Genomic DNA, 13,320 nt, shown 5'->3' on the forward strand with positions numbered 1-13,320 from the left:
ATCCCTATAGGCCCCCACTATTTCAGGGTTGGCTACCTCTAGGATCCTCCTTAGCTAACCCTGATGAAAGCTCCTGCCCTGCGCTTCCAGTAGCTCAGGGGGTGGTTCCACCGCGATTGCGAGAGCCCCGTAGAGGCCGACATCATCCCCTAGGCTTGTTGGCTGTATGATAGGTGGCCTGGTTACAATCTCCTTGAGCACTCTCCTCTTCACAGGCTTCAGCAGGATGTCAGCATTGTTCAGGAAGACGCCGCCGCCTATGATTACGAGCTCTGGGTCATACACGTTTATGGCCGATGCCAGTCCCGCTGCCGTGGCCCTTATATAGTGCCCTACAACATCTGCTGCGAGGGGATCACCGGCCCTATAGAGTGAAAACACGTCTACGCTGGTCACCTGGATCCCGCTCCTAAGCCTTTCAGCAAGCACGCTTCCCCTGTAGAGACCTGGGTTCTTCTCGAGGAGCCAGAGTGCCACCCTAGGCAAGTTGCCTCCCCCAGCGTAGGCCTCCCAGTGACCGTAGCCGCCGCACCCACACCTGAGGTCTGAGTCGTAGTCTACAACTATGTGCCCTATTTCATGTGCATTGCCTTGCTTTCCTAGGAGCAAGTGGTTGTCGACTACTACTCCTCCGCCGACGCCCGTGCTTAGTGTTACATATAGCAGGTTTCTAACGTGTCTCCCAGCGCCAAAATGCTTCTCCCCCCATGCACCGGCCACAGCGTCGTTGACAACATATACTTTTACACCGAGCATCCTGCTCAACGGCTCCAGGAGCTCTATTTCCTCGAAGGGGAGGTTCGGGGTTTTGACAACTCTACCCCTCTCCAGGTCGAGAGGACCTATCGAGGCAACCCCCACGGCCTCTATGCTCCCTAATTCCTCCCTCCATTTCTCAATGGTCTTGGAGACTATTGCCTCGGCTATAGTCCTGCTGTCACCGGTTCTCGGCGTGGAAAAAACCACCTTGTCAAGTATCCTGCTCCCGTCGCATAAAGCTATCCTAGTCTTCGACGCCCCTATATCCACGGCTATGTATCTAGGTTGTCCCAACCCCGACTCCCTGCCGCTCCACCTGCACCTTCCTGAAGAGTATCGGTGCCTCCACCACCGTGTATCTTTCCACGCCTTCAAGCCTTATGTTAAGCGGGTTTTCTATTTCGAACCCAAAGGAGGACGCCAGCTTCAATGAGGCGCTGGGTATAACTGGATGCAGTAGGATCGTGGCCGCCCGGATCAACTCTAGCAACGTGTAGAGCTCCTTGCTCGGATTAGGCTTCTCCCAGGGCTTCGACTCGTTGACATATTGGTTCGCGTACCTCGCGATCTCCATGGCGTGCTCCAGCGCCTTTGACACCTCGTAGTTCTTCATGGAGTCAATGTACGCCCCCACATGCGTCGCCACAAGGTCTGCTACAGCCTTGTCAACGCTCCTCCTATACACCTTACCATTCATCTTCTTCATTGAGAGGGTGCCGACTCTTCTCGCCAGGTTTCCGTAGGTGTCCGCGAGCTCACTGTTATATATGCTGTCAAGTAACTCGAAGGAGACCTCGCTATCCTTATCAGTGTTAAATATTCTTGCAAGGAGGTATCTGACTCCATCACTGCCATTGTATCTTGAGACGAGTTCCTCTATGGAGATCACGTTGCCGGCGCTCTTCCCTATCTTCAACCCCCTGTTTATCAGGTAGGAGTGAACTATGACTCTTCTAGGCGGAGGCAGGTCAAGCGCCTTCAGTATTGAAAACCATACGGCTGTATGGAACCAGAGGATGTCCTTCCCGATGACATGGTGTGCGTTACTCCAGTAGAGCTGGAGCCTCTCCTTGTCATCCGGGTAGCCGACCCCGCTGAGATAATTCATCAACGCGTCGAACCACACGTATATAACATACTTGTCGTCGAAGGGAACCGGTATACCCCATCCAACTCTTTCAACGGGTCTGGCAACCGACACATCCCGCAACCCCTCGTTCCTTATCTTTGACGCCACCTCCCTTGCATACTGCTGCGGGTATACTACATCCTTGTTCTCAAGTATGTCTAGGAGGTAGTCCTTGAATTCTGAGAGCTTGAAGTAGTATGTCTCCTCCTCGAGGTATTCAAGGGGCTTATTGTGGATTGGACAATGGGGCTTCCCATCTACCTCGATGTACTCGCCTGGCGAGTAGTATTTTTCACAGTCCACACAGTACATTCCACTGTACTTCGCCTTGTATATAAGCCCCTTTCCATGTATGTAGCTGAAGGCCTCCTTCACTGCTTTCTCATGGTATGGATCCGTTGTCCTTATGAAGTGATCGTAGGATATCCCAAGGGTCCTCCAGTACTCCCTGTAGACGCTGGCCATTTCATCGACGAACTCCTTGGGGTGCTTGCCCGCCTTCTCCGCAACCCTCTGGATCTTTAAGCCGTGTTCATCGTTACCAGTGAGGAAGAACACGTTGTTACCGATCAACCTGTTGAACCTTGCCAGTACATCAGCGAACACGGAGGTGTATGCGTGCCCTATATGCGGTGGTGCGTTCGGGTAGTATATTGGCGTGGTTACGTAAAACACGTTCATTTCTACCGCCATCATATGTACACGTATTCTTTGAGAGATGAATAAGGATCGTCTCAGCTTTTAATTATTTCCTCAAGTCTCCCAACATACTTGTCGACCTGCTTCTTCACGTATCTAATGAAGTATCTGAGCATGAGCCTGACCGGCATGTAGTAGGGCTCCTTCAGGTAGAAGCCGCGCAGTATCTCCTCAGCCCAGTAGATTGTATGATTATACATGGCGAGCAGTGCATCAATGTGCTCACGCTTCAGGTGCTCCCGCAGGAACCACTTGTCGCGTTTCAGTGCACCCATCGGCACGAAGAACATTGGAACTATGATGCTCCTGTACGGCTTAAGCCTCTCAATTAACTCTATGGTTTCAACAACGTCGTCGGGCGTCTCACCAGGGAACCCGAGGATCACTGTTGCAGCCGGGATCACCTTGTTCTCATGCATGATCCTGAATGCGTCCTCAACGATGTTAGGCCACTCCTCCACGGGGTAAGGGCTTGCCTTAGCCCTCATGATCTCGCGTGCAAGCCTCACGCTACCCGTCTCTATGCCTACCTCCACGCCGAGGAACTTACGGTGCTCATTCAAGACGAGTTCGTTCATGAGCCTTGAGATAAGCCTATAGTTTTCCTCAGCATATTTCACTGCTGCAAGGCTGGCATGGGACCATGCAAGACTCCTTCTCTCCCCGATCCTTTTAAGAACCTCGACATGTAGTTTCACCACGGGGTCTGCCCTAGGCTTCACTCCGTCGGCATGGTAGAGTAGTACATCCTCACTGTGCAGTATTATGCCTTTCAAGCCAGCCCTAATGTTCACGTCCACCTCTGCAAGTATCTTCTCAAGCGGTATGAATCTCAGCGGCCTCAAGGTGACACTGCAGAACTTGCAGCCCCTGGGACACCCCCTCATCACCTCTACAAGCCCGTTGACACTTGCCCCCTTTATAACCGGGATCTCATCGACGCCGGGTACATCGCCTACGCCGACATACACGTAGCGCGGCAGCTTCTCGTTTCTTAATGCTTTCTCAACAAGCTCGACAACTATCTTCTCGCCCTCACCGTCGACAACCGTGTCGACACCCCATTTCTCCATTAGCTCCAGCTCGTAGAGCCATTGCCAGGCAGCTGGGCCACCAGCTATTATCTTAACGCCCTTCTCCTTAGCCCTCCTCACGGCCGGGCTCTCCATGAGCCTTATGAAGCTCCTCCTGTTAACGGGTTCCAGCCCAGTTAAGCTCCACCACTCGCTGCTAGGTGGCCCGTAGGCAAAGTAGTCGTGGTGGCTGAGCATTAGAACCTTCATTGAGTCAACATGCTTCCACAGGTGATCAGGGTCTATTATGGCGGCATTGAAGCCTGCATCCCTTAGCACGGCCTCGATCTTCCTCATCCCGTAGGGGGCCTCCCTCGGCTTCCCCTCCTCGTCAACCCTTATCCTCGGCGCCGCCAGCCTCATCCAAAGGGACTCCGGCATGCCTATTGGTGGGCCGGTTGTAACGAACCCGAGGAACTCCTTGCCGTGGTGATTACTCATCATTGTTCTATCGCTCGTAATAACTATCTCGTAGCCCGTGCTACACCACCTCTAGTGCTACACCATTGTTGAGTATTTTCGACAGTTCACTGGCCCTGCTACGCGGTGCGATCGCAACCACTCTACTACTACACGGCAACCCGTTCAACATCCCAATGGCCTCCCTCCTGGATTCAGCCTCGTATATGGCGATTGAATAGACATGGTTGCTTAGAACGAGGTCTCTCAGTGCTTCAAGCATGTTTACATCTGCCTCCCTATGGGTTACAATTATTATCCTTCTACCACCCTTCTCAGCAAGGTGCCTTAGAACCCTGCTCCTAGCCTCATCGATGCCTGTTTCAGGTGAGTCTAGGAACACCACTAGTGAGCCCTCGCAGTCCCAGAGCATCATGGCTCACCTTTTAACCTGGAGTCTTCTAACGGCTTCAGCGATCTCCATGAAGTCCCGTACCCCGCTCTCCCTGTGGGCTTCCTCAAGGCTCCTCGCAAGCCTCTCCAAGTGCTCCTCTATATGCTTCCTCAGGGCCTCCACTCTAACCTTGTAGTAGGCTTTCTTCTTAACGATGCTGACCTCTACGAGGCCCTTAGCCTCTAGAATCCTCATTATCTCTGAAACCCTGCTCTTCGCGTAGCCTGTAGCATTGCAGACCTCGCTCAGGCTTAGGGCCTTATTGCTGAGCAGTAGGATAGCAATAATCCTGGCCATATTCGGCTTCAACCCTATGAGGCTGAGCAACGTGAGCAGGCCGTTCACTGTAGCCACCTGATTGTTCTGTTTGTTCCGAACGATCCATATTTATGGATGGTTCAACTTAAAAATATGCCTGCAACCCTAGGCAGGCTGAGTAAGCCGTGCTTGATACTGCGGGATGCCTAGATAGGAGCGATCCCCGGGTTCCATGCATGCTAGCTCTTAATCCACGCCAGGATTGCTCCAATTATGAAGCCTACTGTTGTTGGGCCTAGGGCTAGGAGCCCGAGTGTTGATGCAAGGGATTCAACTACGTGTATGAGCTGCGAGGAGGAGCCATATATGTTGGCTAGTAAATCATATATGTCTCCTCCAATGCTCCACACCGATAGAACCATGCCTAAAACCACTACGAGTATCAATGCTACTATGTACTTCAATGCCTTCAGCGAGAAGTAGCCGAGGGCAAGCCCCAACAGGAACTGTACTATGACCACGATGTATGTCCTCGGATTGCTCAACACCTTACCGAGGAAATCTATTTGAGTTGCATTTACACCGGTGTCCCCGGCTGATGCGAGCACCGGGGTCAATAAGAGTAGCGATATGACTGCTAAGGGGAGGAGTCTCCTCACAGGTTACCACCGAATAATAGTTATCGATACCCAGCTATATAAATGCTTGCGCCGCCGACTTATCGGTGCCGGGTGGAGGGATAGGCATCCATTCATTGAAGCCTGAAACTATGGCTAGATACGTGTTGAGAAGCCTCCATACGAGTCTAAGGAAGAAGGGCTTACCGTAGCGATGTATCTCCTCCTCGAAGAGCTCCATGTTCACCGCTATTGCCTGAGGGCTAAGTATATTGGGCTGAACCATTATCTTGCAGTCTGCACAGACCGTTAGAGCCTTTGAGAGAATACTATGCATAACCCTCAGCCTCTCCGCAGGCTTAAGCTTATCGAGCTCCCTCGCGTGCTCCGGCGATATGAGGATTGCGAGTGCAAGTATGTATCTATCCGGCTTGTCAAGAGGGTTCACCACGGTGAAGTTAACGCCAGGCGTACCAGGTGTGGACACGTTGACTCCCCATTTAACACGTGCCTCCGGCGGGGCTTCAAACCTCCTCAAGATGAATGATTCATCCATCAGCCACTTACTTATCAAGTCACCTATGTCGTCCTTCAAGCGTGACCCACCACTTCCCATGCAACAGCATATATGTGAGGACGTATTTATACTGGTGGAGGAATACATGGGTAGGAGAAGCCAAGTCGTTTACCCCTTTAGGGCGGAGAGGAGGTTATACCGTTGATTAACGCGGCACTCAAAGCCGGGGAGTACATAGGGTTCTTCATAGTTTCACTAGTCTCCAACGCGATACCGTATTCCACTATACCCTACCTGTTCTGGCTGGCACCCTTCTTTGCACGCATCAGAGATCCCTGGAGCCTTATGCTTGCCGTGGCTTCATCAGCGCTGGGAGCCAGCATAGGGAAGCTCCTCGTATACATGCTCGGGAGGGGTTTAAGCACTTTCGGCCGTGAATCCAGGTTCAAGCAGAACATAGCCTACTTGACCAGCAGGCACAGTACTGCGACATTCATCATGGTCTTCATGGCTGCAGCACTACCAATACCTGACGACGTGGTCTACATACCGGTAGGCTACGCCAGGTACAATATACTGCTCTTCTTCACAGCCCTGACAGCCGGAAAGCTCGTGGTAACCTCGATGGCAGCCGTCTACGGGAGAGCGTTTTCATTCCTTTTCGAAGAACACCCCGGCATACCTTCATGGGTCACGGTAGCAGCCTACATAGCCATCACGCTCCTAGCAATGTACATAGCTGGCTCAATAGATTGGATCAACATGAGCAACGTATTCAGGGAGAAGGGATTCCGCCAAGGGGTCAGAGTACTCCTCAGCGAGCTATATGCAACGCTGAGAAAGTTGCCGGGTTATGTGTCCCGTCTAGCAAACCGTAACTGAAAGCGTTTCTCCACCCTTAAAGCACCGGTGGTAATCAAACTCGTTGAGAGGCCTCTGAATACGGGTTGAAAAGAGATATAAGAGAGGTAAGGTATGGGTGAAATACGGGTAGATGGTATGCGATAAACCATGTATCCATAGCGGGATGACGAGGAACCCGGGATATGGAGAGGTATCTCGATGAATGAATAGTTTAAAGCGGGCTCCGACCGGCTCCCATACTGCATGAATACTTTCATCCTTCCAACATATCCGACCTCTTCCCCGCCCTGGAGGATAGGGCTTCCAGTCGTAATTGAGAAGATTTAAATGCAAGGCCGCCTGGAGTTAGATCATGATCTGGGTGGTAGCATGAGTAAGCATGAAGCAGATTCTGTGAGTGAAGCATTTGCAAGGATAATAGTGTACGCTGTGGTAGTAGCAGTAGTCATGGGTGTACTCCAGTGGTTCTTCACACAAGGCGTCGACATGCTGGTTAAGGCAACCAGGCTCGAGGGTTTGCTCGTGTTGAAAGACTACGCCACATATGTCTACATAATAGTCTTACTGGTATTGGGCTGGATGATCGTCAGCTCCGTGGCACAGTTATTCTACGTGATGCTGAGGCCGAAGTACGGTGCGTCAACAGCTGCAGCTGTGAGAAGCATGATTAAGATACTGGGCCTCGGCGGACTGTTAGCAGGCATAGCTGGAGGAGTGGCGGGTGGAGCAGCGGGAGTAGCCCTGGGAGGCTTCATAGGACTAGTGATAGGCTTCGCCACGCAACAGGTTCTTGGGCAGGCTGTTGCAGGAATGTTCATACTGCTTGTCAGGCCCTTCAAGATAGGCGATATAGTTGATGTCGCTGGTGAAAGCGAGGTCGTCGTCAAGGATATATCAACGATGTTCACGATCGTGGAGAGGAAGGACGGCGTCGAAGTACTCGTCCCCAGCTCGATGATCATAGGGCAGAAGATAGTTCTAAGGAAGCGGGCACAGTAACACACCTAGCTGATTTTTGTCGATACTGCTTCATTAAACACATTGCTCCTAAGCTACCCGCCTCCATGCTTGAGAACCGCCGGGATCACGAGGACCGATAGCAGCCCTGTCACAGCTATAGTTAGCAACGGCCCGAGAGAGGTGAACACGTAGCCCGAAGTGGCTGAGCCAACTAGGCTCACTGCTTCACCTATGAGGCTGTACAACCCTACTCCATACCCGCTGCGACTCTTAGCGAAGATCAGGAATAGGTTTGAATCTATTATGTCGTTAGCTAGATATATTGCCCCGAGGAGGAGCCCTATTAACGCTGTCTCCCTGACATTGATCAATGCGAGGAGCGCTGTGAGCCTAACCATCATGCTGAGTGCAAAGAAGCCCCTGCTGAAGACGGCGTCCGATTTAATCATCGAGTAGAGTGCGAACGCTACAGCCCTACCTATCCCGTAGACCAGTAGTACGCTGCTGACCCCCATGCCAAGTGTGTACGTTAAATAGTAGGGTAGCGGTGTCCACAGGTACTCGTTTCCCAGCCTGAAGCCTATTAGTGCTGTGACAACCACCCCGGTTGAAGCCGCTGCTGCAGCATATATTCTTGTAGGTAAGGGTGTTGACCCACCGATCTCTAGGTATGAGAGGGTTAAGAGGCCCTTGACAGGGATGAAGGCCCTGCTGAGCGTTGACTCCAATCTATACAGGATTCTCTCGATCTTCAAGGCCGGCTCGTGGATCACGAGGATGCCGAGTAAGTGTGCCAGCGTGAATAAGGCTGCAATGTAAATGTAGTGGGATAGCACGCTGGAGAAACCTATGTATGCGAGCAACGCTAGGATCGCTGATTCGAAGAGTAGTCTGAGCCTGGATACTGTGACCGCTGTATTGTTCCATTCACCACTACTCCTGGTTTCAAAGATATAGGTGTTCACCGCGAGCCTCGTCGAGGCCAGTAGCACTGCGTGAACCATGTAGGCTACGTATATCAAGGGTTTTTCATCAAACCACATAGAGAGACACATTAAGGCCTGTAGAAGAATCATTGAGAAGGAGCCGAGACGCCAGAGTAAGCCAACCCTCCCAGCATCAGATAGCTTGTCTGCAACCCTCACAACAGGTATGAAGACCAGTGTCCAAGCAGCGTTGAGAATGCCGAGCTCAACCGCGTTGAACCCGAAGTATTTCACCGCCACCAAGTTCACCAGTAGATCCATAACGGATATCAGCCCTATGTTGAAGGCTGCTACCGGTAGATCCATGTGAAACCACCGCCCAGCAACCATAGAATCAAGCACGCTGCCTTAAAAAGAAGGGCTTCACACGTAGTCCAGGTAATAACCCCACTGGAAAACAGGGTCTCCGCCGAGTAGCCGCGACACGTAATCCCTGCACCCAGCCGCCCTATCAGCGATCTGGCTACAGTTGTCTCTGCAGAGCAGGGTTACAAGGGGTTTATCGACTTGATCCACCTGTAGTGTTACAACCCTACCGCTGTAGTCGTGGTCCAGTGCCTCGGGGAGGCATAGTTCATCTCCGGGTCCCTCCACACGCACCCCATCGCCCTTTGAAAAGTACCCTTCCACGGCACGCTTCACCCCTTGCTTCATATATGGGTCGTCGACGTGTAACGGGTCGTGTAGCTCTATGTGTAGCTGGAGCACCTTAGACGCATGCCTAGCCACCCTGGCTGCAACCCTGCCGACTCCCTCGGCCACCTCAGCCAGTAGACCCGTATCCCTTAGAACCTTGAGGAGAACCTCGTATGTCCTAACCATCCTGGCCTGCCAGGGGTTCTCAATGGATCCGGGCACAGCGCTCCTGACCCTGGCTACAGCTTCATAGTAGGAGAGGCCCTTGAAAACAAGGTATGCGGCTGTGACGACACCGCTTCTCCCGAGCCCGCCTACGCAGTGCACTAGGACTGCCCCGCCTTCACCCACATGGCGCTCTATGAAGAAGCTGGCTCTAAGGAGATCCAGTAGTTCAACCGGGTGGAGGTCTGGGGTCGGTATGTGAAGTGCTTCGATCCCGTGGTTCTCCAGGGTCTCCAGGTAGTATGGATGCATCTCACGTGCCTCTGGGAGAACCACTACACCGGTGAAGAGCCTGGCCAACCCCTGGATATCGCTCAGCCTGGGCATAGGGGACTGGGCCAGCTTACCTGGGATCACCCATTTGAAAAACGTGCTCACCACCCTTTGAACTGATCCCACCTGGGTGGCGATGCCTTAACACCATCTATATATATTCCTGGCGGCGACTCAACAACCTCTCCTACCACAGTGTAGGGAACCCCATAGTACTCGAGCTCCTTGACGACGGTGCTGAGGCCTCCTCCATCCACCACCAGTACCACGCCGTACTCTTCGCCTCCAGCGAGCACATGCCTCCATATGCAGCTTGTTTCACCCCTACAGTACTCGTCGAGCTCGGGCGGGTGTAACGGGGGCTTCTTGAGGGCTATGCCGTGCCCGCTGAGCGCTGAGATATGCTGGAGCGTGTACCCTAGCCCATCGCTTACATCCATCGATGCATGTATGAACCTGTATGTGGACATTATAACGTGGGCAACCTCCACTCTTACACTGGTTCTCCTGGAAGCCTTCACAACCCACTCCAATTCACCGGCCTTCTCTACGCCGTGCAGTGCAACGAACCCCATTCCACCGTAGAGTCCTGTGACCACTACTGTGTCACCCGGCTTTGCACCACGCCTGCTTGGGGGGCGCTTGCATGTCGTGAACCCTATCACTGAGACAGCTATCCAGGGATCACCGCCCTCATTGGTGTCGCCTCCAGTGATCCTCACCCCGTAGTGTTCCCCTGCCTCCCTGAGCCCTGTGGCAAGCTCCTCGACCTCCTCGATGCTTGCATCACGGCTTAGCCCGAGCCCCACCATTGCAACACTGGGTAACCCGCCCTTGGAGACAATATCGCTCACCGCCCCTGTCAACGCCATCCATCCAATGTCCCGCCATGTCCTCCAGGGCAACATGAGTGAACGCACCCTGTACGCGTCCATTGAATATATGATCCTGGGGCCCCTTGGCAGCATATCTCTGGCGTCGTCAGGATGGCCCAAGTTCTCTCCGAGGGAGGGGGGAGAGATCAATCTACCGGCTATGAGATCCACTACTGCGTCCTCGCCTAGTTCACCTAGAGTAGTCATTCAACCACCGCTTCAACCACATTGTTTTTATCCCTGGCAAGGGGTATTTAGTTGATTCCAGGTCAAGGTGACCTTCTTGAGCAGCGGGGACAGCGAGTTCGCTGGCACAGCGACGCAGGCGGTCTTATATGGTGCGTCAACGATCACCCAGATAATCCTCCAGGTTGCAACCATGATGATCGTCTCGAGGAGTCTGGGTCCCTCAAACTACGGGGTCTACACGCTTGCACTCCTCCCTTCAACAATACTGTCCATTTTCTCCGACCCGGGTGTTACATCATCGATGCTTAGATATATTTCCGTCGCGAAGGCTAAGGGGGATGAATGCGGTGTCGCAGAGTCCTACAGGGTTTCACTCCTCATACTGTCACTTGTCAACGCCATGCTACTCGTCGCAATAGTGTTGCTCCCGGAAGAGCTCGGGGCATGGTTAGCGCAGAGGGAGGGTTTAGGCGAGCTCATCCTGGCAACTGCACCATACCCGCTTGCAACAACCATCTATGGTGCTGTGCTCACATACTACGCTGGCGTCGAGAAAGCCGCCTTGAGAAGCATCCTTCAGCTGCTTGCACCGGCTCTGAGACTAATCCTGGTCTCCCTTGCACTCATGCTTGGCTCATCGGTTCACGGAGTTATAGCGGCGCATGTAGCAACATATGTCGTGATGGCTGTGACAGGCCTAGCTGTCTCGCTCAGGGAGCTAAGGGGTTTTGAACCATGCAAAGGGGGCTTCGACTTAAAGGGATTCCTGTCGCTTGCCCTATCAATATATATGATCGGGCTCGCCGGCGCAGTGGTTGGAAGGATAGTGGGCTTCCTAGTGGCGTATTCGACGAGCAGCATGGGGGAGCAGGGTGACTTCATGGTGGGGAACTACAATGCCGCGAACGCGTTCCTTGGTGCAGTTGCATCAATACTGGGCTCCCTTACTGTTCCATTAACGCCTCTCCTAGCGAAGAAGCTCAACGATAACCAGGCTGGTGAAGCAAGCACCCTGATGATCAATGTGCTTACAGCTCTCACGATACCTGTCGCCATGTACCTCGTCTCATTCGCCGACGCAATAATCTACTCGGTGTACGGCAGGAGCTATGCTCTAGCACCCTTGTTCTTCAGCTATATGTCTATAAGCCTGCTCGCATGGCCCCTGCAGGCGGTGTATGGGAGCCTCTACTGGGTTCTCAACGACAGGAAGCCTCTCGCAGTATACGGGCTCCTCTTAATGGCGACCGGGCTCGCAACCTCCCTGCCGCTATCCACCGTGATGGGTTTAAAGGGAGTAGCGATAGCGCAGGGGCTCTACCCCTTGATCTCCTCAACTGTGCTAGCATACTATGGGTACTCAAGGTACCGTGTGAGACTCAATAAAAGCGGGGCCGCCGTGATACTAGTGTTATCCCTAACTCTCTCACAGCTGGCAAGGCTTGCAACCCTCCGCATACCCATGTATCTAGCACAGGCAGTAGTGGGCTTCGTAATATATACAGTACTGTTCACCGCTGCCGCCGGGCTCCTCAAGGCGATAGATGAGGCAGAGCTAAGCCTGCTCGACACGCTATCCAGGAGAACCCCTGTTATAGGCCCACTGCTCTCACTCCTCGTGAAGCTATACAGGAGGACCGCTGCACTCACACGTTAAGCATGCTCCTGAAGCCTGCCGCCGAGAAGCCTCAGGATCCGGGGTAAATCCCTGGCAGCCTCCACGGCTGCATCTGGCTCAGCCCTCATCGTGGCTAGTACAGCGTTCTCCTCGGGAATACATGATATCCTGATGTATTTCCCCCCGCTATTCATCAGTGTATTGACGAGTATATCCCTGTCTTCTTCACGTTCATAGTACACGTGGTAGCTCCTCCCCTGATACTCCACAACCGTGTTCCGTAATCCTTCAACACTGATGTGATCCCGCTTCAATAGCTTAAGCCACCCCTCTAACACTAGGTGGCACCTCCTAGGCTTAACCCTGGCATCCTTGACCAGTATGTCAAGCCTATCTATTCTGGCCGTGAGAAACCTGGCCACCGGGTAGTAGAGTAGGCTGTGCCTCGGCATCATCAACAGCATTGAGTAAGCCCTTCTCCCACCACTGGAGTCCAGCTTGTACTCGGCTTTAAACCCCACGAGATACCCGAGTATCACGTAGTTCTTGTCAACAGGCTTAAACCCCTCCTCCAGGGCGGCGACTATCTCACGCATCAACCACAGCATTCTTCTCCTCCAGTAGTAGTACCACACAACCATGGCTGCCGCTAGAATGGATAAAGCGAGCAATGCAAGCACATCAGCGAACTCCATGCAACCACCATCGTGAACAATGCGTCCCGGGGCTAAATAACCTTAGATCTAAACCGGCTCCACAGTTATGGGAACGTGATCCCGGCTATGACAC

14 protein-coding genes are annotated in these 13,320 nt (G+C 52.9%); 3 read left to right on the forward strand and 11 right to left on the reverse strand.

Going from position 1 to position 13,320, the window contains the following annotated elements; translation table 11 throughout:
• Positions 1 to 54 precede the first annotated feature (54 nt).
• The 7 genes from DESMU_RS03030 to DESMU_RS03060 all read right to left on the reverse strand — a co-directional run bounded on the left by DESMU_RS03030 (position 55) and on the right by DESMU_RS03060 (position 5,983).
• The gene (locus tag DESMU_RS03030; protein ID WP_013562126.1) at positions 55 to 1,053 is read right to left on the reverse strand and encodes an ROK family protein; all 999 of its coding nucleotides are present in this window, start codon (positions 1,051 to 1,053) and stop codon (positions 55 to 57) included.
• A complete protein-coding gene (gene metG / locus DESMU_RS03035; RefSeq protein WP_048078516.1) occupies positions 1,040 to 2,569 on the reverse strand; it encodes a methionine--tRNA ligase in 1,530 nt (509 codons plus the stop codon). Before metG ends, DESMU_RS03030 begins: the two co-directional genes overlap by 14 nt.
• A 53-nt stretch (positions 2,570 to 2,622) precedes the next feature.
• Positions 2,623 to 4,104 carry a B12-binding domain-containing radical SAM protein gene (locus DESMU_RS03040; RefSeq protein WP_013562128.1) on the reverse strand — a complete coding sequence of 494 codons (1,482 nt, stop codon included), beginning with the start codon at positions 4,102 to 4,104 and terminating at the stop codon, positions 2,623 to 2,625.
• Positions 4,105 to 4,141: 37 nt separating this feature from the next.
• Positions 4,142 to 4,492, reverse strand: a complete 351-nt coding sequence (locus tag DESMU_RS03045; protein WP_048078515.1) for a hypothetical protein — start codon at positions 4,490 to 4,492, stop codon at positions 4,142 to 4,144.
• Positions 4,493 to 4,498: 6 nt separating this feature from the next.
• Positions 4,499 to 4,858 (reverse strand): helix-turn-helix domain-containing protein, encoded by a 360-nt coding sequence (locus tag DESMU_RS03050; RefSeq protein ID WP_013562129.1) that lies wholly within the window; start codon positions 4,856 to 4,858, stop codon positions 4,499 to 4,501.
• 152 nt (positions 4,859 to 5,010) lie between these two features.
• Positions 5,011 to 5,430, reverse strand: coding sequence for a hypothetical protein (locus DESMU_RS03055; RefSeq protein ID WP_013562130.1), 420 nt, complete (start codon positions 5,428 to 5,430; stop codon positions 5,011 to 5,013).
• Positions 5,431 to 5,464: 34 nt separating this feature from the next.
• Positions 5,465 to 5,983 carry a DUF2299 domain-containing protein gene (locus DESMU_RS03060; protein WP_013562131.1) on the reverse strand — a complete coding sequence of 173 codons (519 nt, stop codon included), beginning with the start codon at positions 5,981 to 5,983 and terminating at the stop codon, positions 5,465 to 5,467.
• Between the two features lie 123 nt (positions 5,984 to 6,106).
• On the opposite strand from DESMU_RS03060, the gene DESMU_RS03065 reads away from it, so the two are divergent.
• Positions 6,107 to 6,787 (forward strand): VTT domain-containing protein, encoded by a 681-nt coding sequence (locus tag DESMU_RS03065; RefSeq protein ID WP_013562132.1) that lies wholly within the window; start codon positions 6,107 to 6,109, stop codon positions 6,785 to 6,787.
• A 351-nt stretch (positions 6,788 to 7,138) separates the two neighbouring features.
• On the forward strand, positions 7,139 to 7,768 hold the full coding sequence (locus DESMU_RS03070; protein ID WP_013562133.1) for a mechanosensitive ion channel domain-containing protein: 630 nt from the start codon (positions 7,139 to 7,141) through the stop codon (positions 7,766 to 7,768).
• A 53-nt stretch (positions 7,769 to 7,821) separates the two neighbouring features.
• Here DESMU_RS03070 and DESMU_RS03075 read toward each other — a convergent pair whose 3' ends face one another.
• The 3 genes from DESMU_RS03075 to DESMU_RS03085 are packed head-to-tail and all read right to left on the reverse strand — an operon-like array spanning position 7,822 to position 10,931.
• Positions 7,822 to 9,021: a hypothetical protein gene (locus DESMU_RS03075; RefSeq protein ID WP_013562134.1), complete on the reverse strand. Its 1,200-nt coding sequence runs from the start codon at positions 9,019 to 9,021 to the stop codon at positions 7,822 to 7,824.
• Positions 9,022 to 9,078: 57 nt separating this feature from the next.
• The gene (locus DESMU_RS03080) at positions 9,079 to 9,954 is read right to left on the reverse strand and encodes a protein-tyrosine phosphatase family protein (RefSeq protein WP_013562135.1); all 876 of its coding nucleotides are present in this window, start codon (positions 9,952 to 9,954) and stop codon (positions 9,079 to 9,081) included.
• Positions 9,951 to 10,931, reverse strand: a complete 981-nt coding sequence (locus DESMU_RS03085; RefSeq protein WP_013562136.1) for a thiamine-phosphate kinase — start codon at positions 10,929 to 10,931, stop codon at positions 9,951 to 9,953. Before DESMU_RS03085 ends, DESMU_RS03080 begins: the two co-directional genes overlap by 4 nt.
• Positions 10,932 to 10,998: 67 nt before the next feature.
• Here DESMU_RS03085 and DESMU_RS03090 point away from each other — a divergent pair, with 67 nt between their 5' ends.
• Positions 10,999 to 12,570 carry a lipopolysaccharide biosynthesis protein gene (locus tag DESMU_RS03090; RefSeq protein ID WP_425358433.1) on the forward strand — a complete coding sequence of 524 codons (1,572 nt, stop codon included), beginning with the start codon at positions 10,999 to 11,001 and terminating at the stop codon, positions 12,568 to 12,570.
• Here the strand turns inward: DESMU_RS03090 and DESMU_RS03095 are convergent.
• Entirely contained in the window at positions 12,567 to 13,226 is a 660-nt protein-coding gene (locus DESMU_RS03095) for a hypothetical protein (RefSeq protein ID WP_013562138.1), read from the reverse strand. The genes DESMU_RS03090 and DESMU_RS03095 overlap by 4 nt on opposite strands.
• Between the last annotated feature and the right edge of the window lie 94 nt (positions 13,227 to 13,320).

Origin of the sequence: Desulfurococcus mucosus DSM 2162 (genome assembly GCF_000186365.1) — an archaeon.
In the GTDB taxonomy this organism is placed as follows: domain Archaea; phylum Thermoproteota; class Thermoprotei_A; order Sulfolobales; family Desulfurococcaceae; genus Desulfurococcus; species Desulfurococcus mucosus.